The following is a 22,574-nucleotide window of genomic DNA, read 5'->3' on the forward strand; positions in this document are numbered from 1 at the left end:
ACCCTCCTCAAGGGATTCAGCTCTCCGTCAACAGATCGTTGACAATCTCCTGGTCAGCACCGAAGCCCACCACCGACATGAGCGCGTCGGCCTGGTCCGGCGGAAGCAGCCTGGCCCGAAGCTCGACCAGGTGCCGGCCGAACGTCTCCTCCAACTCGGGGCGGAGGCGTTCGTAGATGGCCGCGAGGTAGGCCTCGTCTCGGATGAGCTTCTCGACCACCCGCAGCAGCGCCGGATGCTCGGTGTAGACCGCGCCCGCCGGCTCGTCCAGGGAGGCGATCAGCGCCGTCCCCGAGTCGACCGCGAGCGTGAACAGGTGCCCGCCGACGGTCTTGGCGGGGGGTTCGTGGCGGTAGACGTCGCCGAAGTCGACGGGCACGTCCCCGAACACGTTGACGACCACCTGGCACCCCGACTGCGCGGCGGCCCGCAGCGGCGTGCCAATCCAGTCCAGGTCGTCGGCCCACAGACAAACGGCGATGCGCTCGCGCGCGTCGGAGACCAGGGCGCCGGCGCGTTCGAGCACGGACTCCCGCCCCCTCAGGCTCCAGAACGCCGTGGGCTCGGCGGGTCGCGCGAGCGTGGCGAGATCGACGATCAGCGAGTCGCAGCGCTGCACCGTCTCCTGCTTGATCCGGCCCAACACCATGGCCGGCGGCTTCGCGAGGAACCGTGCGGGTGAGTCACTGACCTGCTCGACGACGTCGCGCTCGGCGAGAGTCGCAAGCACCTGGTAGACGTTCGCGCGCTGCAGGCCCGCGATCTTGGCGAGCTCGTAACCGGTCGCCGAGGGCTGCCGCAACAAGGCGACGTAGACGCGGGCCTCCTGGGAGGAGAAGCCCACCCGCACGAGTTCGTCGATCACATGGAGGAAGCCTAGGTCAGGAGTAGTAGCGTCCGCAACTACTCCTGACCCTGGCTCTCGCGGAGAGTCCGCCGAGACGTCAACTCCGCGGGGCGAACACCACCCAGACCTGGCCCGGCGCGAAGGTCATCGGCTGGCCCGAGGCGGTGGTGAAGGACGTCCCGCTGGTGGCGCTGGGACGTGACCAGTGGGCGTCGTAGGACCGGCCGTCCCGCAGCACCCGCGCCCGGCCAGAGCCGACCGACTTGGTGTAGGGCGAGTTGTTCCCCCACTTGTCACCGAACCGGGACGGGCTGATGTCGACGTACTGCACGACGACGGTCGACGGGCGGGCCGGCGTACCGTCGGCGGCTCCGAACGGCTTGCCGTCCATGGAGACCGTCCAGCGCCCCTTGCTCGCCGACCAGGTGATGCCCACCTTGAACGCGGAGTAACGCACCGTCTCACTCATGTCGGCACGACCACCGGCGGGCGCGGGGCCGAAGCGGAAGCCGATGTCGTGGGCCTTGCTCGCCTTCGGCGCCCGTGCGAGCAGGTCGGCCGGCCTGACGTACAGGTTGTGCGGAGCCGGCTTGGCGGTGCCGCGGAAGTACGGCGAGCCCGCGTGCGCCGGCGAGACGTCCTCGACCGGAGCCTTCGCGATCAGCGGCAACACCTTGCCGTTGGCACCCGAGTAGGCGAACGCCGGCGTTCCGTACTGGCGCAGGAGTTCGAGGTCGGACTCACGTGCGCTGCGCACCGGCCCGACCGTGGACGGCAGCCGGGAGGAGAAGACCGCCATGATCCGGGCGAGGCCGGCTTCAACCGGCTCGACGTAGATGAGGTCGGCCTTCGAGAGACCCGTCTGCGGACGGGCGGCCGCCACGTTGTCGATCTTCACGGCGAGAACCGGCTTGCGGGCCGAACCCGGAAGACCGCTCAACGGCTGGATCGAAGCGGGGAGACTCGGGCTCGGCGCGGTCGCACTCACCGTCGACGAGGGAGTCGACGACGGCGTGGTCGAGGTCGTGACGGTCGGGGACGCGCCAGGCGCGGCTGGTTCGTCGCGCGGCTCCAGACTGCTGCACCCGACAGTCGCCAGGAGGACGACCGCGGCAAAAGCCGCGAAGGGTCGGTTCTTGTGTGGCGCCGACATATTACTGACTCTCGATTGGGGTGGGACGCTCCGAAGTTGGACGGATCCGACAACGAAGCCAACAGAGTATGGGGTGGGCATCGGAGTCGAACCTCGCCGCCGACTCCTTCTCGCCTGAGTAGGGTGGCGGAATTCAGAACGCGAGGGTGACTAGGCGAGACGCCGAACCCCTTGCTCCAGGTCGAGCAGAAACCGCTTCCTCGGCAGTCCACCGCCATATCCGGTGAGCCCACCGCCGGCCCCGACCACCCGATGGCACGGGATGATGATCCCGATCGGGTTGCGGCCGTTCGCGAGCCCGACCGCGCGGGAGGCGCCCGGCGCACCGAGTCGGTCCGCGAGTTGGCCGTAGCTGCGGGTCTCGCCGTACGGAATGTTCCGCAGTTCGGACCACACGCGTTGCTGGAACGGCGTACCGACCGGTGCGAGTGGCACGTCGAACGCCTCGAGGCCGTCCGCGAAATAGGCTTCCAGCTGCGCGGCCACCTCGCCGAACGGCTCCGTGTCGGGTTGGCCGAAGGTCTCCTGCGGCGGCCGGTGCCGCTGGTCCTGCATGTAGAGGCCCGCGAGTACCCCGTCGTTCGCGACGAGGGTGAGTGGCCCGACCGGGCTGTCGACCACGGTGTAGGTGCGATCTCCGGTCATGGCTCGCCCAGCCAGGGCACGTCCGGCGGTCGTGGCGCGTCGGGCGGTCGTGCGGGTGGTACTCATGAAGCGGCCTTCTCCTACCAGGGTTGGGGATCGTGACGAGACGGCGGTCTCGTGGTCACGCCACGGTGGCCGTCGGCAGCCGGTTGATCGGGTGGTCGCCGGTGGCCCAGAGGTACTGCACGGCATAGGAACGCCAGGGCTGCCAGGCGGACGCGTGCAAAGTGAGCGCCGCGGGCGTGGCGGGCAGGCCGAGATCACGGGCAGCAATCCGGATCCCCAGGTCACCGGGCAGGAAGGCGTCCGGATCCCCGAGCGCACGCATCGCGAGCGTCTCGATCGTCCAGGGACCGAACCCGGGCAGCGCGGCCAGCTGCGTCCGGGCCTGATGCCAGTCGCCGCCGACGGACAGGTCGATCTCCCCACGGGCAAGGGCAGCGACCAGGGTCGTGAGCGTCGTACGCCGGCTGGCCGGAAGCGCGAGGGAAGCGGGATCCAGCAACGCGAGCGCCTCGACGTCCGGGAAGAGGTGCGTGAGCCCGCCGCCCGGATCCTCGATCGGTTCGCCGTACGCCATCACCAGCCGGCCCGCGTGAGTCCTGGCCGCCGCGGTCGAGACCTGCTGGCCGAGTACGGCTCGGACGGCCATCTCCGCACCGTCGACCATACGAGGCACTCGTCGGCCTGGAACCTTGTCGACGTACGGCGCGAGCACCGGATCGGCACGCAACAGTTCGTCGATCGCCTCCGGATCGGCGTCCAGGTCGAGCATCCACCGGCACCGCGTGATCGCGAGGGACAGGTCGCGCAGGTCGGTCAACCGGAGTTGGCACCCGATGTGATCGGGCTCCGGCCGCAGCGACACGACGCCGTGACCGTGCGGGAGGCGCAGCGTCCGCCGGAACGCTCCGTCCCGCCACTCCTCCACGCCCGGGACCCCGGTAGCCGCCAGGTGGCCGAAGAGGTTGTCCGGACACAGCGGCGTCCGGAACGGCAGCCGCAACGAGAGCAGGCCGGGCGTCGCGCCCGACCGTCCGTTCGTGGAGCGCCGTCGAAGCTCGGTCGGCGTGAGCCCGAACACCTCGCGAACCGTGTCGTTGAACGTCCGAACGCTCGCGAAGCCGGCCGCGAACGCGACCTGGCTCATCGGCAGGGTGCTCGTCTCGATCAGCAGCCGCGCCGTCTGCGCCCGCTGCGCCCGGGCGAGGGCCAGCGGACCGGTGCCGAGTTCGGCGAGAAGCTGTCGTTCGACCTGCCGGGTGCTGTACCCGAGCCGGGTCGCGAGGCCGGGTACGCCGTCCCGGTCGACAACGCCGTCGGCGATCAGGCGCATCGCCCGCGCCACGAGGTCGGCGCGGGTGTTCCATTCCGGCGAGCCCGGGCTCGCGTCGGGGCGGCAACGCTTGCAGGCGCGGAAGCCGTTCTGCTGCGCGGCCGCCGCCGTCGGGTAGAAGCGCATGTTGGAGACCTTGGGCGGCACCACCGGGCAGCTTGGCCGGCAGTAGATGCCGGTCGTGAGCACCGCGGTGAAGAACCAGCCGTCGAAGCGGGCGTCCTTGGACTGCACGGCCCGCACGCAGCGGTCGAAGTCGGTGTGCACCCCGTCAACATAGTCTGTGGTCAGCGCGTTGATTGGCGGGAATCCGACGTCATCGTCGGCGTGACTACCGCTGTTCGTCAACGCCCGCGTCGACGCGCAGGCCTACACCGACGTCAACGCCCTGTTGCGCACGCACTCCTGACCAGGGCTCGGCGTACGCCCGGGCCGAACATACGGCGAGGGGCCTCCCGCACGAGCACTCGTACGGGAGACCCCTCGCCCCGCGGACCCGATGGATCCGCACGTACCTCCACCTCGACCAGATCCGTCTCCAGATCCGTCTCCGGATCCGTCTCCGGATCCGTCACCGCCACACCCGCACGGCCGAACGGACATCAGCCGTGACGGTCTCAGCTGAACCGCGGGATGACCTCTTCTGCGAACCGCAGCATCGGCTCGTGGTCGTACGCCACACCCGGGACGTAGGTGATGAGGTAGTCGGAGCCGGCCTCGACCAGCGCCTCGACCTTCGCCGCGATCTCGTCGGACGTACCCACGATGGTGCTCTTCGCGAGCTGCTCGTACGACATCCGGCCACGCGCCTTGGCCGACGCCTTCTCGGGGTCGGCACCCTTCTCGATCGGGAAGACGTTGAGGCTCGTCGACTTGATGATCGAGTCGTAGTCGCGGCCGAGCTTCTCGCAGTGCCCACGCAGCACGTTCGCCTTGTGCCGGAACGTGTCGGGGTCACCACCACCGATGTTGGCGGCGTCGCCGTACTTCGCCACCAGCTTCAGGGTGACCTGTTCGCCGCCACCGCCGATCCAGAACGACGGGTGCGGCTTGCGGGCACCCTTCGGCTCGTTGATCGGCTTGTCGATCGAGTAGTACTTGCCGTCGAAGACCGGCTCGTCCTCGGTCCACATCTTGTAGATGATCTCGGTGGCCTCACGGAACGCGCCCATCCGGTCGCGAAGCTCCGGCCACTCGTAGCCGTACGCCTTCCACTCGTGCTCATACCAACCCGCGCCGATACCGGCGTACAGGCGGCCGTGACTTGCCACATCAACAGTCGACGCGATCTTCGCGTACAGCGCGGGGTGCCGGTAGCCGTTGCAGCCGACCATCTGGCCAACGTTGACTCGCTGCGTGTCGCGGACCAGTGTGGACGTGATCGTCCAGCACTCGAACGTCGTGTTGGGGGTGGGCTCAGGCACCGTGTGGAAGTGGTCGTAAACCCAGATCGAGTCCCACGGGCCCGCGTCCGCGGCCTTGGCGACGGCGGTCATCGCCTCGTACTGCTCGACCGGGTCCGCGATCTCGACCAGGTCCATCCGCCAACCCTGAGGTACGAACACACCAAAACGCGCAGTCATGCGCACCATCGTCCCTTCCCGCATCCGCTTACCGGATGCCTCGCCATCGGACCCTACCGACAGCCGGCAAACGTATGCGTTACGCGGGGATTTCCCTCAGGGAAGCCGGCCGATATCGGACGACCTGCCTCGGCACTCCCCCGGCCCGGCCCGGGCCGGCGGGGCGAAGTTGATCAACACGCCGCGAGATCGCGGCATCCTGAAGAGAGCGGGAGCCGACTTGGCGGAGGTGTCTCGGCTTCTAGACCGACACACCTCCGCCAAGTCAGGGCCCAGTACGTGAGACCGCGTCGACGACCTCACGCGTCTCGTCGGGAACGCCCACGCATCGCGCGACTCCTGGGCGTTCGCAAAGGGCGATGTTGATCAACGGTCCGCAAATCGGGCACTCCCTGCGATGGGTGTCCGAATTCGGGACCGTTGATCAACATCGCGCCAACAACCCCAGAAGGCGCGCTAGCGCGACCAGACGCGAGCAGCCAGCGAAACCACCTCGTCGACCAACTCCGGGGGCACCTCCCGGTGGGTGATCAGTAGGACGGTGCGGTCCGACGTCGCCGCCATCAGGTCGCCGATCAACGCCGCAGCCATCGCGTCGTCGACGTGTTCCGTCGGCTCGTCGAAGATCACGATCGGAGCGTCCGCGAGCAGGCACCGGGCGAGTGAGAGACGCTGGCGCTCGCCTCCGGAGAGGCGTTCGCCGTGTTCGCCCACTCGGGTGTCGAGGCCCGCTGGCAACGTGTCCACCCAGTCGAGCAGCCGCGCCCGCCGGAGTGCGGATCGGACGTCGTCGTCGGTGGCGCCAGGCCGCGCGAGCCGGACGTTCTCGGCCAGCGTGGTGTCGAAGACGTGCGCGTCCTGCGCGCAGAGGCTCACGATCTGGCGTACGTCGTCGCTGGAAAACGCCCGCAGGTCCTGGCCGTTGAGAGTGATCCGTCCGCCGCCAGGTTCGACGAACCGCACCAGCGCCTGCGCCAGCGTGGACTTTCCCGAACCACTGGGTCCCACCAGCGCGACCCTGCGCCCAGGCGGGAGGTCGAGGTTGACACCATCGGGCACCCACGGCCCGTCCCCGGTCCAGCGGACACGTAGATCTTCGACCCGCAGGTGGTACGGCGCTGGCGGCAGGGGTATCGGCTGGACTGGTTCGGAGACCGGCTCGGGTGCGTCGAGGATGCCGCGAATCCGGCCGAGCGCCGGCCGGGCCCGACCCGCCGCCGCGGCCGCGAGCGGCAGGCCACCGAGGACGTCAGCCAGGGCGAGCGGCGTCAGAACGACGACCGCGAGGAGTACGCCGTCCAGCCGTCCGGACCGCACCGCGGGCACGCCAAGAGCAAGGCCCGCCCACGCGGTCCCACCGACGAGCAGCACGAGCAGCGCGGCACCCAGGCCACTGCTCCAACTGACCCGCCCCTCGGCCGCGCGCAACCGCCGATCGCTGGTCGCCGCCGCCTCGAGCGCCGGACCGGCAGCGTCGTAGGCAATCAGGTCGGGTGCCGCGTGGAGCAACTCCGCGGTCCTGGCCGCGAGCCGCCCGCGTTCCGGGGCGAGCGCGCGATCGGCCTGCCGGCTCGTCCGCGCCACGAGCCACGGGACGCCGAGCAGCGCCAGCCCCACCGCGACCGTCGCGACGACGCCGGCCGCCGGGAGGAGGACGCCGAGCAGCGCCGCGGTGGCCGCACCCGTGAGCGCCGCCACCACCACCGGGAGCGCCGCGCGGAGTACGACGTCGAGGATGCCGTCGACGTCGGTCACCAGCCTGGTCATCAGGTCACCTGACCTGAACGCCGAAAGGCCGTTGGGCGCCAGACGTTCCAGCCTGGTGTAGGCGCGCGCTCGCGTGCCGCCGAGGAGGCGGTACGCCGCATCGTGGGAGACCAGGCGTTCGACGTACCGCAGCACACCGCGCGCGAGCCCGAACGCCCTGACCGCGACGATCGCCACCATGAGCACGAGCACCGGCGGATGCTCGGCGGCCCGCGCGATCAACCACGCCGACGTCGCCATCAGCGCCACCGCGCTGGCCGCCGCTGCGAGTCCGGCCAGCACGGCGAGTGCGAGGCGGAGCGGGGTGCTTCTCAGCCAGGCCATCACGACGCCGCTCCTACCAGACCGGGGCGGGGTGGGGACGGGCGCAACCCGTCGGGGCCGGGTCCATACAGCACCGGGACGGGGGCAGAGGGACCTCCACGACCCGGTCAGCCAGGGTGAGCAGGGCGGGTCGATGGGTGACCAGCAGCGTGGTGTGGCCCGACTCCCGGAGATTCCGCGCGACCACTGCCTCGGTGCCGGCGTCCAGACCGGCGGTGGGCTCGTCCAGGAGGAGAAGGCTCGCGGCGCCGGCGTCGGCTCGGATCGCGGCACGGAGGAACGCCCGCGCCAGCGCCACCCGGCGGACCTGCCCGGCCGAGAGTCCCGCGCCGCGCTCGCCGACCACGGTGCCGGGGTCGAGGTCGGCGGCGCCGGCCGCGGCCAGAGCCGCGACCACCTCGGAGTCGGTTGCTTGAGGCGCACCGAGGCGTACGTTGTCGGCGATGGTGCCGGCCAGCAGAGCGGGACGCTGCGGCACCCACGCCAGCGCGGCGCGCCAGGCGTTCACGTCGAGGTCGCTGGCATCGATTCCACCCACGCGGACCTCACCCGACGCCGGCGGGACGAAGCCCAGCAGCACCCCGAGCAAGGTCGACTTGCCGGCGCCGCTCTCCCCCGCGACCGCGACGATCTCGCCCGGTCTCAGCTCGAACGACAGTCCCGAAAGAGCGGGACGGTCCCGGTCGGGATACCTCACCGCGAGATCAGCCACCGTCAACACAGCCCTGCGGAGATCTGGAACGGGTGCCCGGGCATCGCTCCTCGGGGCCGGCGTCTCGAGGACCCGGAACGCCTCGTCGGCAGCCGCGAGTCCGTCCGCGCTGGCATGGAAGTGCATGCCGACCAGGCGGAGCGGGAGGTACGCCTCCGGCGCGAGGATGAGGGCGAGCAACGCGGTCTTGAGATCGAGGCGCCCATCGACCAGCCGGAGTCCGACACCGACCGCCACCAGAGCCACCGAGAGCGTCGCCAACAACTCAAGGACCAGCGACGACAGGAACGCGATCCGCAACGTGGCCAGGGATTCCCCGCGATGCCGGTCGGAGACCCGGCGGACCGCCTCGGCCTGCGCCTTCGCCCGCCCGAAGATCTTCAGTGTCGGCAGGCCGGCGAGCACGTCCGCGAAGTGGTGTGCCAGGACGGCGAGGGCGCGCCACCGCCGCCGGGTCTGCGCTCGGGTCGCGAGTCCGACGAGCACCATGAAGATCGGGATCAGCGGCAGCGTGAGCGCGACGGTGACCGCGGAGATGAGGTCGGCGGTGAACATCCAGGCGACCACGGCACCGGGAACGATCAGCGCAAGGACGAGTTGCGGCAGGTAGCGGGCGAAGTAGCCGTCGAGGGAGTCAAGACCTGCCGTGGTCAGCGTCGTCAAGGCTGCCTTGCGCTCACCCACCAGCCAGGACGGGCCCAGGGCGACCACGTGGTCGAGTAGTCGCCGCCGCAAGGTCTGCTTGACGGCGGCCGAGGCCCGGTGGGCCGCCACCTCCTGCACCCACGCCAGGACCGCGCGGCCCAGCACCACAACGCCGAGCGCCACGAGGGTCGTGCGGAGCACCGCGCCCGTCAGATCGCCTGAGAACGCCGCACCGATCGCGCCCGCGAGTAGTTCCGCCTGCGCGATGACCAGTGCCGCCGTCGCCGCACCGATCACCACGCACGCCACGACGTACACCGCGGTGGCCCGGGCGTACCGCAGGAGCCGTGGATCGAGCGGCCTCATCCCACGACCCGCTTACGGAAGACCCAGTAACTCCAACCCTGGTAGGCGAGAACCAGCGGGACGAAGCAGGCCGCCGCCCAGGTCAGGATTCGCAGGCCGTATGCCGGTGATGCCGCGCCTGTCACGGTGAGGTCGTACGCCCGGTCCAGCGTCGACGGGATCAGGGCCGGGAACGCCGACACGAAGATCGCCACCACCGTCAGCCCGACGGCCAGCGTCGACCCGACGAACGCCCAACCGTCACGGCGGACCAGCAGCCCGACCGCGAGACCGGCGGCCGCGACCAGCCCGATCAGGCCCGCCGACCGGTCCTGAACTCCTGTCCACACAAGGAATCCGGCACCCAACACCGCTGTTGGCGCACCCAGCAACCGGACCATCCGCCCGGCCCGGGCGCGGAGCTCTCCAGTCGTCCGCAACCGGAGGAACACCGCTCCGTGCAGCAGACACAAAGCCAGCAAGGCGATTCCGCCGAGGAGCGCGTACGGATGGAGGAGCTCGCCAAAGCCGCCGGCGTACTCACCACGGTCGTCCAGCGGAAGCCCTCGCGCCGCCCCGCTGAGGGCGATGCCCCACGCCAGCGGCGGGATCGCCGAGCCCACCGCGACCGCGAGGTCGCACCGGCGCCGCCACCTCGCGTCGTCCCGCTTGCCCCGGAACTCCAGCGCGACTCCGCGCACGATCAGCGCGACCAGGATCAGCACCAGCGGGAGGTAGTAGGTGCTGGTGAGGCTGGCGTACCACCCGGGGAACGCCGCGAACATCGCGCCGCCCGCCACCACCAACCAGACTTCGTTTCCGTCCCAGAACGGCCCGATCGTCGACAGCAGCGTCCCGCGTTCCTTCTCGTCGCGGCCGAGCAGCCGGGCCAGCACGCCGACGCCGAAGTCGAAGCCCTCGAGGACGAAGTACGTCGTCCAGAAGAACGCTATGAGCCCGAACCACAGGGTGGGCAACTCCATCGCTTTCGACTCCTCCGTCAGTACGTGAACGTCAACGGGCGTTCGAGATCATCACCGTCAACCGGATCGCGGCCAGCGGCACCGCCGTCAGGAGGGCCGCCCTCGCCCCGCCCATCACCGTCGCCACCACCGCCTGCCGCGCCTGATCCGCCAACCGATGGGAGGACGCGGACCGCCCGGCGCAGGAGGCCGAACTCCAGCACCGCGAGCCCGCCGTACAGCAACGTGAACACGCCGAGCGAGATCGCCACGTCGAGTGCGGACGTGCCGGGCGACACCCCGTCCACCGTCTTGAACAAGCCGTACGCAATCCAGGGTTGACGCCCGCCCTCGGTGAAGAGCCAACCGGCGCTGTTCGCCAGCAGCGGCAGGAACGGGACCGCGAGCGCGATCCAGGGCACCCACCGGTGACGCAGCAATGCGGGCCTGCGCAGGAGCAGGAGCCCCACCAGGGCAAGGAAAGCCGCGAGCATGCCCGCCCCGATCATGAGCCGGAAGCTCCAGTAGGCCACCGGGACGTTGGGGATGTAATCACCAGGGCCGAAGGTCGCGACGTACTGCTGTTGCAGTTGGTTGATCCCCTCGACCTTTCCGGTGAACTTCCCGGTGGCGAGGAACGACAGCAGTTCGGGCAGTTTGATGCTCCAGAGCTCGCTCCGGCCGTCCGCCGTACCAATCGTGAGCAGAGAGAATCCCGCCGGCTGCTCGGTGTTGAAGAGACCTTCAGCCGCGGCCACCTTCATGGGCTGCAGGCGGGTCATCAGCTTCATCATCGAGTCGCCGCTGATCACTACGCCGAGCGCGGCCACGAGCACCACGGCCGAACCCACCTTCGCCGCGGTGCGGAACGCGATCCTCGCCACGTCAGGCGTTCCCGGTCGCGCGAGCTGCCAGAAGGCCACGCCGGCCACCAGCGCACCGCCGGTCAGGAAGCACGCCGCCGCGGTGTGCAGGCCCGCCTCGATCGCGGTCGGATTCGTCAGCATGGCGCCGAAGTCGGTGAGTTCGACCCTGCCGTTGCCCGGATTGATCCGGTAGCCGACCGGATGCTGCATCCAGGCGTTCACCGTGAGAATCACGTACGCCGAGATCTGCGTACCGATCGCGACCAGCCAGATGCAGACCAGATGCAGCCATTTCGGCAGGCGATCCCAGCCGAAGATCCACAGACCGAGGAACGTCGATTCCAGGAAGAACGCCAGCAGGCCTTCGATCGCGAGCGGCACCCCGAACACGTCACCCACGAACCGCGAATAGGCGCTCCAGTTCATCCCGAACTGGAACTCCTGGACGAGCCCGGTCACGATGCCCACCGCGAAGTTGATGATGAGCACTTTCCCGAAGAACTTCGTCAGGGCGAGATAACGCTCGGCCTTGGTGACCAACCAGGCGGTCTGGAGACCGGCCACGATCGCGGACAGCCCGATCGAGAGCGGAACGAAGAGGAAGTGGTAGATCGTCGTGATCCCGAACTGCCACCGCGCAAGGTCGACGACATCCATGACTTGATACTACTGAACGTAGTACGACACGGCGTCGTAACGTCGGTCACATCAGATCACCGGTCGGCCGGCGTGATCCCGTGCGGCGCCCGCCGTGCGGCGACTCCTACCGCGTGGCGCGGTCGCGGGGCTGGAAGGCCCAGGCCATACGGGGCTCGACGGCCCACCGGGCGAGGCGACGGACGGGCGGGGTCGACAGCAGTAGTGCGAGCCCCACACCCGCGACCCCGACGGCGACCGCACCAAGGGTCGTGTGGAGCACGGGGTGGTCGTACCACCCGAAGTACCCACTCAGCTTCACCGGAACGCCGTGCAGCAGGTAGACGTACATCGTCGTCGTCCCAAGCGCCGTGAACCACGTCCGCCGGGTGGGCACGAGGGTAAGGAATGCCCCCGTCAGGATGATCGCCGCCATGAGCATCGCGAGGCGCATCGCCGTACCCGTGAGGTCGTCGACGGCGAGGTAGTCGTTGCTGCGCCGCCAGAACACCCATTCCATGCTCATCCGTGGGGCCGCCCAGTAGGCGACGACCAGGCCGCCGAGCATCACCGGCACAGCAAGCGCCCGGATCGCCGGCCGCCGGAGGAACTCGAAGTGCTCTGGGCGCAACGTGAGGCCGAGCACGAAGAACGGCAACAGGCTCAGTACCCGCCCCGTCTCCAGAACGCCCGGCAGGTCCTGGAGCCCGGCCACCACCGAGATCGCCACCGCGACCCCGAGCGGCCAGCGGATCCGGTGCCACACCGGAGTCGACAGGCGCCAGGCGAACAACGCCAGCAGGAACCACACCAGGTAATAGGGGTCGAGCAAGGTGAGGTTGACATCGCGTCCCCCGACAACCTTCGCGAGGGCCATGTACGCCAACTGGAAGATGACGAACGGCACCACGAGCTGCGTGAGCAGCTTGCGAACCTTGTCAGAGGACGACGGGAAGCCGCGGGAGAAGTAGCCGGCGATCACGATGAAGACCGGCATGTGGAACATGTAGAGAAAGAGATAGACCGCCCGGGCAGACGGCACATCCCGCAACGCCTCGATCGCGTGCCCGGCGACGACCAGGACGATCGCGAGGAACTTCGCGTTGTCGTAGAAGGGGTCGCGCGTCTTCACCGACCGCGCGCCCTGTGCGGGCTCCGGCGCGGCAGCGGACTGGCTCACTGGCTTCGTGGCGGCAGAAGTCGTCACTGACCCGACCATACCCGGCATCACTGGGCAGAGCACACCGACCCCTCAGGGCAAGATCATTTCGACCGACCGAGGCGCCTCCTGCCAGGAAGGGATTACGACAGGACGTCGTAGGATGGCGGGCATGGCACGGCTGGGCAACCTCGAACGCGAGGTCATGGAGCACATCTGGTCCTCGACCGGTCCCGTTACCGTGCGCGAGGTCCACGAGGCTCTGGCGCGCGAACGTGATCTGGCCTACACGACAGTGATGACGGTCCTCGACCGGCTCGCCAAGAAATCCGTCGTACGCCGCGTGCGCGACGGCCGCGCCTACCGCTACGAAGCGGTGGCCGGCAAGGACCAGATGGTCGCTGACCTGATGCGGGAGGCGCTCGACGGTGCGGGGAGCGACGCCCATCGCGCCGCCGCGCTCGTGCGGTTCGTCGACGAGGCGACACCGGAGGAAGCGGCGGCCCTGCGGGAGGCCCTGGCAGGCCTCGCACCCGCTGAAACGTCACCGCCCTCGACATCTCGCCGCCGCGCACACCGGGGCTAGCCGATGACGCCGGTCGTCCTGGGCGCCCTCGCGCTCCTGCTCGCCGGACCAGCACCCGTCCTGCTCGCTCGACGGGCCTGGCCGACTCGCGTACCCCGCGCAGCCATCGTTCTCTGGCAGGCGCTCGCCCTCTCGGCCGTCCTCGCCGCCCTCGGCGCGGGGCTCGCGCTCGGCATGGACGTCCTCTTCAGGCCGCAGCGTGGTGCGGTCGAGATCATCGTGCACTCCCTGGTCACGGCGCTCACCTGCGTCGTCGCCGTACGCCTGGTCTGGGCGTGGGCGAAGGTCGCCATCCGGACCCGGTCGAGGCGGCGGCGGCACCGCGCGCTCGTCGACCTGCTCGCCCGACCCGACCGCGAACTCGCGCGCGGCGACCTGACGGTGCCGGGTATCCGGATCCTCGCGGAGCAGACGCCGTTCGCCTACTGCCTTCCCGGCGTCCGCGACTCCCGGGTAGTCGTATCCTCGGGCGCGTTGGACCAGCTCGACTCCGACGAACTCGCCGCGGTCCTCACCCACGAGCTCGCCCACCTGCGAGCCCGACACGACCTCGTCCTCGAGGCGTTCATCGCGTTGCGGGAGGCGTTCCCGCGGTTCGTGCGCAGCCGGACAACCCTCGAGCAGAGCCGGCTGCTGATCGAGATGCTGGCCGACGACGCCGCCCGGCGCCGGGTTGGCGCGCCGCCGGTCGCCCGCGCACTCGTCACTCTCGCCGCCACGTCCGCACCGACGGGAGGCCTCGCGGCGGGTGGCCACGGCACGTTGGCGCGGGTACGCCGGATGGCTGAGCCCGCGGGGTCGCATCGCCTCCTGGCGGCGGCGACCTACCTCGCGGCCGCGGCGCTCGTGGTCGTTCCGACTGTCACGATCGCCATCCCCTGGCTCAACCGCCTCGCCGACCTACTCCCCTAGCTTGCCGTACACAATCTGACATGGGCTGCCCATCACGAGGCTTCCAGTGGGTTCACGAGGCTCCTGCGCCTGGTGAACCCATCAACGGGCGACCATGATCGTGAAAGATTCTCGTCGCTATATGACCGAAATCCTTCACGATCTTTGAAGGCGCAGTCTCACGTCTCAGCACTCAGACGATTCGCGGTTCACTCAAGAGTTGCCCACTATGCGAGACCGCTCGCGAGTTTGTGGCGACTTGGCGGAGGAGTTTCGGCAAAGAAGCCGAGACACCTCCGCCAAGTGACGGCGACTCGGTGGGGGATCTCACATAGTGGCCGCCCGCTCGTGCACGCGGAGATCCTTCGGGCGAGCCGCCGACGAACCGCCCACATGCGAACCCGAGGTTGAGGTCCGAACCACGGGACGCGGGGCCAGATAGACGAACGCCATGCCTGGCAGTATCACGCGTCGTCGTCCAGGTCTCCACTGATGTGCGAGCCATTATCCCGATGCCGGGCAAAGAAACTCGGCAAATTCTCGCGATTATCAACAACCGCGACTGCCGCGATCACGATGAGGGCGAGTGTGAGAATCGCCAATGTCGCACCAATAAATGCCACCACACAACGAGAATCCCCGGGCTCTGACCGGCGGCAAACCAGATCCGGGAACTCCTTATTCGACAAGCATCCACGGTCGCACAATTACCTGCAGGGGGTGTCTAGCGCGATGCTGGAACTCCCAGTTTCACCGCGTTCAGTGACGGCCGGCGCACCGGTGAAGTTGATGAGGGCCGCATGCCAGGTGTCACGGACCATTGCGGCTTCGTGACCGTCCACTTCCCGCGCCGCCAATGCCTCGCCCAGCCGGACACGCAGCCTCTGCGCATCGCCGTTGACAGGCGCGCCACCCACCAGCACGCCCGTGTGCGCCAATGTCAGACCAACCAATCGCAAGGAAATCGGTGAAACTCCGACCGCGGCCGAGGCGATCGCCGTTCGGAGATCGCGACTGGAGAACCAACCCATCCGCCGGCCGGGGGCTTGCGACCCTACCCGCGCAACGTGACCGTGAGGCTTCTGCCGTACGCCTGGCGGGTTTCGAAGTCCAACTGATTGCCCCCGGCGACCCGGCTCACGCGTACCCCCTCGTCCGCGGAGACCACCGTCAGCGCGCGCCCACGCACGACGACAGAGACGGTGTCCCGGTCCATGGTGGGGTCGGACACCGCGACCGTAGTCAGGCCGCCGGGCCGGGTCTGCGCGATCACCGACGCCGGACCGTCGATGCTGAGTTCCGCGGCCTGGTGCCGCCCGCCGGCGAACACGTTGGCGGCGGTCAGCCCGAGCCCGGTATGACGGATGGCCTGTATGCGTGGGTTGTTCGCCAGCACACGAAGCGGTCCGCCGGCGTACGACGTCAAACGGCTGTCCGTCGCGTGCGGCACCAACGCGTACGCCAGCGACGACGGCGCCGCGCCGGCTGCCTGGTCGAACGAGACGCTGAAGACGTTGCGGGAGACGGCGGTGTCGGGGTTCGAGGTACGAACGACGCGGCGGCTGCGGGTGACCTGCTCCAGCCCCACCCTCACCGGCCTGGGTTCGAGGAATGCATAGCCAACGGCAGTCCCCTGGCTTGCGTTGAGGTACCGCAGCCAGCGCAGATCAGCCGTGCCGGCACCCGACCACGGACTGCCGTCCCGCCGCACACCCGTGATCGCCACCTGCTCGGACGGCGCCGCGATCCGTGCGTCCACCGTCGTAGTGACGGCTGGGTCGCTGACGCCGGCAGCCAGTACGACAATCTCGTCGTCGAGCATGAACCACGACTTGTGGGCCTGGGCATTCTGGTAGACGACGAAGTCGTCTGGCAGCACGCCCCGCTGTTTGTCGGCGTACGCGACATCACTGGACTGCATCAGCCCGGCCACGCCGTAGGCGCCGAGAGTCGCGCCGCCGGAATGGCGATTGGTGCCGCGCGGAAAGTAGACGTAGGTGTTCTGCGACTCTGACGACGACGTGAACGCCAGCGGGTGGTCGGGGTTGTCGTAGTACGGCGTGCCGTACAACTCGGGGATCGTCTGCCGCCGCTCGACCGGTGCGGTGACGCCAGCCAGACCGTACGCCGAGATCGTGGTGAAGTAGTCAACGCCGTACGCCTGGGTCTGGTCCTGGCCCGAGAGATACAGGTAGTACGCCCCGTCACCCTGGAACCACGGGAGGAGGTTCTCGCCGTTCATGTATTCGTACTTGCTGATCCGGTCAGAGCTGCGGGCGAGCGCGAACGCGTAGCCCGGACGCCGGTGCACGTGCTTGTCCATGGCGTTGAACGCGACGCTTCGCGAAGCCTGGTTGAGGTCTGCCGCCGGGATGGTGTCATCACCCATGACGTCGGCGTAGCGCGCGATGCTGCCCGGCGACACGAAGCTTGTCGGATTGAGTGTCGCCCGCGACGTTGCCTGGATGAACTTCACGTAGCCCTTCAACGCAAGGGCATCCGGCCCGGTGGCGTAGTCGGAAAGGTCGACGACGGCCTCCAGCACCACAGCGACATCGGCGTACCCCGTGGTGGTCCGCGACACCGCCCGCCCCTTGACGATCTCCATCATCCAGCCCTCGAAGATGAGCGGGGCAAAGCCATTGCGCACCCACCCGTGCACCACCTCGACCAGGGAGTCGCCCCGCGCGTAGGTCGTACCCTCAAGGACCTTGAGCGTCTGGACGACCCTCGTCAACAGAGCCTTGCCATAGGAACCCGTGTAGGCGACCGAGGAATGCTGGATGAACGATCCGTCGGCGTAATAGCCGTCGGTGACGCCGTGCTGAAGGTGGTATGGGTCGACGGTGGCGAAGACGGTCAGCTGGTCGGCGAGCGCCTTGCGGATCCGCGCGTCATCACCGAGCAGGGCACCTTGCAGGATCCGGTTGGTAGTGATGTCGGCGAGATTGGCGCCGGTGTGGAAACGCGAGTCCAGATCGACATCGCCATCCTTGCCGTTACGCAGATAGGCATCCATGGAATCGACGTAGGTCCGCAGGAGCTCTGGGTGGTACGCCCGAACCTGATCGAGGAGCAGCACCAGCGTCTTGCTGACGTGACTGGAGATGCCGATCTCCCAGTTGAACCAGTTGCCGTAATAGCCGCGGCCCTGGTCGCCGTAGTAACGCTCGTGTAACCAGGCCAGCCCGTCGATCACCCGGCGCTGGACGGCGAGGTTGTCGTCGAGATCAGTCCTGGTGGCGAGCGCGATCTCATACAGATGTTGGAACGACGCGGTGAGGTTCGAGTCGCTGGAACCAAGGGGTACGCCGGCGAACAACTCGCCGCTGCCGGCCCGGTCCATCGCCGTGAGCCAGGTCCGCGCGATCTGGTCGATGCCGGCCAGCTTGGCGGCGACCTCCGGCCTGGCATTGGACTCAGGCGTCCCAGCGAAGATCGCCACAGTGTTGGAGAGCAGCCGGGCGCTCTCGGTGCTGGCATCGGCGCTCGCGGCGGTGCTGGCGGCGCTGGTGTGGACGTCGGCGCTGGTTTCGCCGGCCTGTCCCGGCGTGGCCATCGTCAGCAGCCCAGCGGACGGGAGCAGCGACAGCAGGTGGCGACGGCTGATCTCCACGGCACACTCCTCGATGGCACGAAAGGTTCCTGGCAGCGGGAGATCACCACCGTAGCTATGCGACAGCGCCCCCGCTGTCAACGAGCGCACACCTGGCCGGGATGAGCCAGCCAGCGACGACAAAGTCGAGCACTGTGCGCTCCCATGAGGCGGCAAAGCGACCGCTTTTCGTCAGACCTGGATCAGCCTCGACGTCAGTGACCAGCCCGGCCCTTCACGCCGAGGCCGGATGCGATCAGCTGTTGGTTGGCCCTGCTGCGGTCCCGGAGCAGCGTTTCGTCGAACGGGTCGGCCCCCAGGCTGTCCCGCATGACGTTCTCCAGCAACAGCGGTCCGAGAACAAGGAAGATGACTTGGTACGCGGCCCAGTCGAGCGTGTCATCCGCATCCTTGTGCTGGTAGCCGAGTCGCTCGAGTTGGGCGCGGGTCCCCATCAGCAGGCGCGCGAACATCGCCGATCCGGCCTCGCCGCCCTCCAGCAACCTGCGGCGGACATAGGCGCGTGCCTGCGTGTCGGCCCCGAAGACCTGAGCGGTGATGTCCCCCATCGACGCCAGCATGCGGTCGGGATCGACCTGCCGGCCCGCTTCGTCGAGCCGCGCGCCGAGGCTGGACAACACCTCATCGTCGACGGCCTGCTCCAGCCCCTTCTTTGACCCGAAGTGGTGACGGAGCAATGCGTGTGAAACGCCAGCCTCTTCGGCGATGGCACGGGTTGAGGTCGCGGCGAATCCGCGTTCGGCAAACAGCTTCTGCGCCGCGATTCGCAATCGTGCACGCGCTGTGAGATCGGGTGGTTGGGCAGTCGACATGGCATCACAACCCTAGCGTCCTGCGCTCGGACATTAGAGCAGGCCGCGTAGGGCAGGCAGCTTGCGTAGATAGTGACCGATCGCGAAGCTCGCGACGACTCCGCCAGCACCGACCACCGCGAACGCCGCGAGCGCCGGCGCGTTCGTCTCCCGGAGTACCAACTGCAGCAACACGACGATGGGGACGTGAATGATATAGACGGTGAACGAGTCTGCGGCGAGCAGACGCATGAAACGGCTCGCGCCGCTCAGCTTTTCACGGAACAACACGGTGAGACCTACACACAGACTGACGCACAAGGCTGATTCGTAGCCGCTCCATGCCAACTGCCGCAGATTCGCGCCGCCACCAGCAAAATACGGATCGAGCCAGTCCTGGCCGATGTAATAGACGGCAGCGAGCACAGCGCCGATCGAAAGCCAGAGATAGCCACTTCGCGCTGGAAAGCTCGCGAGCCAGCCGCGACGATAGGCGATGAGACCGATAACGAAGAGCGTTGCGTACTGCCCAATATCCGCGATCTCGATCTGAATGAAATCAAGCACGGCCTCCCACTCGTCGACTGGGTAGAAGACACGAATCACCGCGGTGAGGAGACCGACGAACACCACGAGTGCCAGCACTGCCCAGTTACTCGGAGGTCGGCGTTCGACCGGTGCACGACGCTGGCCCCGGACACGCTTGGAGAGGACTCGCCAGCCGGCGTACAGCAGGCAGTACAACAACAGGTGCTGGATGAACCAGAGGTGCCCGAACTGCAGGTCAGGCCAGGTCGGGCCGGTCCATCCCGCGGGCTTCTCGCCGAATCCGAGAAAGATGTTCACGTAGTAATCGGGGAACGAGATCGCTGGGTAGTCCCGGCCGACGTTGTAATAGACGTACATGAGAAGCGGTACGACTGTGAGCGCGCCAACCACGAATGGCAGCCCGAGCCGCTTGAGCCGCCCCACGACGAACGCGCGCGCACCCTTCCGGTCATATGCAGCGGGCACGAGATATGCCGAAATGGCGAAGAAGAGAGCCATGAAGAAGGAGCCGTTGAGCACAGTGAACGAGTCGAGCACCGACGCACGCTCACTACCCGGCACATACCACCAGTCCGTTGGCCCGAACGGCTGTGCCGCGTGATGCAACACGACCAGGACGATCAGTGCGACCTTGAGATTGTCCAGGTAGTACAGCCGCCGCCCTTGCTGCGCGGGTGCGGTGAGCGCGGGCGCAACCAGTTTGCCGGTCTCCATCCAACCTCCCTACTGTCCAACTGGACAGTAAACCTACCACATGGACAGCATCTACTGTGGGGCCGCTCGTAGGAACCGTCGCGGCATCGAATGCAGGCTCAGTAGCTGTCCCGGTGATCTGGCGGGTGACGCCGATAGCCAACCTTGCATTCGGACTCTCGATTTGGTCCGCGATCAAATTCCCGATCGGTGTCCCCATCGGATCGCTTCTGGGTTCGCGGCCTCCTTGGCCACGTCGCCCTCACTGGTCGCGCCGTCACATAGCTGCGGAAGCTCCTCTTCGGAATCACGCGCGCCGCGACACGCCGATCGCGGAGGAGCCCTCCTCGACGATCCCGTCTTTCCGTGATCATGATCGTTGTGGTGAAGGGTTTCGGGACGTATATCCCTTTTTGGCTTCATGATCATGGAACGCAGGTCCGGTCGGACGAGGTGGCACGGGCCTGCGAGGAGCACGGCCCGGGGCGGTTCAGCGATGCCGACACCCTCGACCTGCACTGTTCGGCTACGGGGCACGGCTAAGCGCCGTCCCAGGCGACCGGCAGTCCGTGGACACCGTGGTGGCATGACGTCGGGGCCGGTCTATCGGGTGGGTGTAGGTGGCGGGTTTGCAGTCCTCGCGCGGGCAGTTGTCGAGGTGGTGGTCATGGTCGCACCCGCTGTGCCGGCACCGGTCAACCCCTTCGCGATCTTCTGATCCGGCGTGGCTCGCCGTCGGGATGGTCAGGTCCCAACCGAAGAACTTCCTGGCACACGTGAACACGGCAGGCTCGATATCCCTTCCTTTCAGGGGCTTTCGAGCCTGCTGGCCTGTCTACTTGTCCCGCTTCCCCGTGCGCCGGTTAGAACGGCGGCGGATCCGGATCGTCTGGTTCTACAGGATCGGTGAGGCGCGGCGGGGTCACCGTGTACTCCCGGCCGTGCGGATCGGTATATCGAAGGTGGCCTGGGCTGGTCTGCTCGACTTTCCAGTCGCCTTCGGTTTTGACGCGGTGGTGGCGACGGCACAGTGGTGCCACGTTGTTGACCGAGGTTTCGCCACCCTCGGAGTAGGGCTTGGTGTGGTCGAGGTCGCAAGAAATGGCTGGGCGTCGGCACAGCATCCAGGTGCAGCGCTGGTTCAACGACTGCACGAACTCCGCCGGAAGTCCGCGGAGGAAGCGTTTCGACAGCGGATGCAGGCTCAACAACTGCCCCGTCACCGGATGCGTCACACCGATGGCGAACATCGCATCCGGGTTGTCGATGTGGTTGGCGATCAGCCGCCGCGCTACTTCGGCGAGCACCGGACCGAACCCGCCAAGCTCCGCGGGCCGCTCCGCCAGCTCGAACAGTGTCGTGATCGGCACGTTCAGCTGAAGCTTCGCCTTGACCGCAGCTCTCCAGGACCGGAACGCGGCCGGGATCTCCTGCTCGGGGATCGGTTCCCGATCAGGACCGCTCTCACCAGCAGCTTTGCCGGCCGCACGGTCGTCGCGGGGCTGCCGCACGGGCCGGTCCAACGGATGGGTGTAGGTCGCGGGCTTGCAGTCCTCACACGGGCAACCCGCAAGGTGGTGGTCGTGGTCGCACCCGGTGTGCCGACACCCGCCCTGCTCGGTGGCAGAGTCATCCCGCGCACCCTCAGCTTCGCCTTGAGCGGGGCTGTCGGCCTTGCTCTGCTCCTCGAGCAGGTCGTCAAAGGACCCTTGACAAGGGCCGGCGTCGTCGCCGTTCTCCTCGGCACCGTTCTCGCAGTCGCAGTCCTCGTCCTCTTCGCGGGCTTCTTCCTCGCCGTTGCAAACGATGACGTCGGCCTCGCCGGAGAGGGAGGAGATGGCGATGTCGGCTCGTAGTTGTGGGAGGGTGCGTTCGTCCCCGCGTGCCTTCTCGGTGCGGGCGATAGCGTCGATCAAGGCCCAGGCTTGGGCTGCCTGATCATGGGGAATGCCGTGCAGGCGCAGGGTGGAGACGTTGTCCTCATCAGGGTAGACAGCAACGCCACGGTCCTCGCGAGCTTTCTTGTGGCGTTCTTTGGCTGCTTCGGGGTTGATCTTGATGATTTCGGCTTCAACGTAGAGCCGTAGCAGCCCGCCCCGCAGTTTCAGCACCTCGGGGAAGATCGCCGCATCCACCGCTGTGCGATCCGCTCGGGGAACAAGGGTGAGCCGGTCGACGATCGTCCGCACCTCAGAAAACTCCAACTCCCCGCGCTCCAGCGCCTGCCGGGTATTCGGCAGATCAGACAACGCCAACGCGATGAGCATGAACTGATCGGCACGGTAGTTCGTCCACCCCAACATCGGCGACAACAGTTCAGCCGCGCGTGGTTCGGGCTGAGACGACCGCTCCGCCTCATCATCTTTGAAACACGGCGGACAGTGCGCCAACGCATTCACAGCACCAAGACTCAGGTACTCAGCCCAGCGAGCGAGCTTCCGCGCGGCACGAACCAGCTCACCCAACTC

General features: G+C 67.9%; 18 protein-coding genes. 3 read left to right on the plus strand and 15 right to left on the minus strand.

Annotated features, from left to right (window positions below; genetic code table 11):
• Positions 1–16: 16 nt before the first annotated feature.
• The 10 genes from B141_RS0123880 to B141_RS0123920 form a co-directional block, all read right to left on the minus strand.
• A complete protein-coding gene (locus B141_RS0123880) occupies positions 17–865 on the minus strand; it encodes a TrmB family transcriptional regulator (RefSeq protein WP_020577712.1) in 849 nt (282 codons plus the stop codon).
• Positions 866–944: 79 nt separating this feature from the next.
• Complete coding sequence (locus B141_RS0123885; RefSeq protein WP_020577713.1) at positions 945–2,000, minus strand: DUF3048 domain-containing protein; 1,056 nt, start codon at positions 1,998–2,000, stop codon at positions 945–947.
• A gap of 150 nt (positions 2,001–2,150) precedes the next feature.
• Positions 2,151–2,711 (minus strand): methylated-DNA--[protein]-cysteine S-methyltransferase, encoded by a 561-nt coding sequence (locus tag B141_RS0123890; protein ID WP_020577714.1) that lies wholly within the window; start codon positions 2,709–2,711, stop codon positions 2,151–2,153.
• A 55-nt stretch (positions 2,712–2,766) separates the two neighbouring features.
• Positions 2,767–4,248 (minus strand): DNA-3-methyladenine glycosylase 2 family protein, encoded by a 1,482-nt coding sequence (locus B141_RS0123895; RefSeq protein ID WP_026257527.1) that lies wholly within the window; start codon positions 4,246–4,248, stop codon positions 2,767–2,769.
• Positions 4,249–4,598: 350 nt separating this feature from the next.
• Positions 4,599–5,564 carry an LLM class F420-dependent oxidoreductase gene (locus tag B141_RS0123900; protein ID WP_026257528.1) on the minus strand — a complete coding sequence of 322 codons (966 nt, stop codon included), beginning with the start codon at positions 5,562–5,564 and terminating at the stop codon, positions 4,599–4,601.
• A 456-nt stretch (positions 5,565–6,020) separates the two neighbouring features.
• On the minus strand, positions 6,021–7,655 hold the full coding sequence (cydC, locus tag B141_RS42370) for a thiol reductant ABC exporter subunit CydC (protein ID WP_040422107.1): 1,635 nt from the start codon (positions 7,653–7,655) through the stop codon (positions 6,021–6,023).
• A 13-nt stretch (positions 7,656–7,668) separates the two neighbouring features.
• Positions 7,669–9,378, minus strand: coding sequence for a thiol reductant ABC exporter subunit CydD (gene cydD / locus B141_RS42375; RefSeq protein WP_040422108.1), 1,710 nt, complete (start codon positions 9,376–9,378; stop codon positions 7,669–7,671).
• Complete coding sequence (cydB, locus tag B141_RS0123910; RefSeq protein WP_020577717.1) at positions 9,375–10,340, minus strand: cytochrome d ubiquinol oxidase subunit II; 966 nt, start codon at positions 10,338–10,340, stop codon at positions 9,375–9,377. The genes cydD and cydB overlap by 4 nt, the downstream gene beginning before the upstream one ends.
• Positions 10,341–10,357: 17 nt before the next feature.
• On the minus strand, positions 10,358–11,842 hold the full coding sequence (locus B141_RS0123915; RefSeq protein ID WP_020577718.1) for a cytochrome ubiquinol oxidase subunit I: 1,485 nt from the start codon (positions 11,840–11,842) through the stop codon (positions 10,358–10,360).
• Positions 11,843–11,948: 106 nt separating this feature from the next.
• The gene (locus tag B141_RS0123920; RefSeq protein WP_202805887.1) at positions 11,949–13,028 is read right to left on the minus strand and encodes an acyltransferase family protein; all 1,080 of its coding nucleotides are present in this window, start codon (positions 13,026–13,028) and stop codon (positions 11,949–11,951) included.
• Positions 13,029–13,152: 124 nt separating this feature from the next.
• Between B141_RS0123920 and B141_RS0123925 the strand changes: the two genes are divergently transcribed.
• Together B141_RS0123925 and B141_RS0123930 are read left to right on the plus strand one after the other, a co-directional pair.
• Positions 13,153–13,566 carry a BlaI/MecI/CopY family transcriptional regulator gene (locus B141_RS0123925; protein WP_020577720.1) on the plus strand — a complete coding sequence of 138 codons (414 nt, stop codon included), beginning with the start codon at positions 13,153–13,155 and terminating at the stop codon, positions 13,564–13,566.
• A 3-nt stretch (positions 13,567–13,569) separates the two neighbouring features.
• Positions 13,570–14,478 carry a M56 family metallopeptidase gene (locus B141_RS0123930; protein ID WP_020577721.1) on the plus strand — a complete coding sequence of 303 codons (909 nt, stop codon included), beginning with the start codon at positions 13,570–13,572 and terminating at the stop codon, positions 14,476–14,478.
• A gap of 443 nt (positions 14,479–14,921) precedes the next feature.
• Here the strand turns inward: B141_RS0123930 and B141_RS49540 are convergent, their stop codons facing one another.
• The 4 genes from B141_RS49540 to B141_RS0123950 all read right to left on the minus strand — a co-directional run bounded on the left by B141_RS49540 (position 14,922) and on the right by B141_RS0123950 (position 20,127).
• Positions 14,922–15,080 carry a hypothetical protein gene (locus B141_RS49540; RefSeq protein WP_157181229.1) on the minus strand — a complete coding sequence of 53 codons (159 nt, stop codon included), beginning with the start codon at positions 15,078–15,080 and terminating at the stop codon, positions 14,922–14,924.
• Positions 15,081–15,511: 431 nt separating this feature from the next.
• Positions 15,512–18,073, minus strand: coding sequence for a polysaccharide lyase family 8 super-sandwich domain-containing protein (locus B141_RS0123940; RefSeq protein ID WP_020577723.1), 2,562 nt, complete (start codon positions 18,071–18,073; stop codon positions 15,512–15,514).
• Positions 18,074–18,267: 194 nt separating this feature from the next.
• Entirely contained in the window at positions 18,268–18,885 is a 618-nt protein-coding gene (locus B141_RS52310; protein WP_020577724.1) for a TetR/AcrR family transcriptional regulator, read from the minus strand.
• Positions 18,886–18,918: 33 nt separating this feature from the next.
• Positions 18,919–20,127, minus strand: a complete 1,209-nt coding sequence (locus tag B141_RS0123950) for an acyltransferase family protein (protein WP_020577725.1) — start codon at positions 20,125–20,127, stop codon at positions 18,919–18,921.
• 565 nt (positions 20,128–20,692) lie between these two features.
• Between B141_RS0123950 and B141_RS52315 the strand changes: the two genes are divergently transcribed.
• Positions 20,693–20,824: a hypothetical protein gene (locus B141_RS52315; RefSeq protein WP_020577727.1), complete on the plus strand. Its 132-nt coding sequence runs from the start codon at positions 20,693–20,695 to the stop codon at positions 20,822–20,824.
• 145 nt (positions 20,825–20,969) lie between these two features.
• Here B141_RS52315 and B141_RS42380 read toward each other — a convergent pair.
• A partial coding sequence (locus tag B141_RS42380; RefSeq protein ID WP_237742792.1) for an HNH endonuclease occupies positions 20,970–22,574 on the minus strand: 1,605 nt, incomplete at its 5' end.

It is taken from the genome of Actinopolymorpha alba DSM 45243 (genome assembly GCF_000373925.1).
In the GTDB taxonomy this organism is placed as follows: domain Bacteria; phylum Actinomycetota; class Actinomycetes; order Propionibacteriales; family Actinopolymorphaceae; genus Actinopolymorpha; species Actinopolymorpha alba.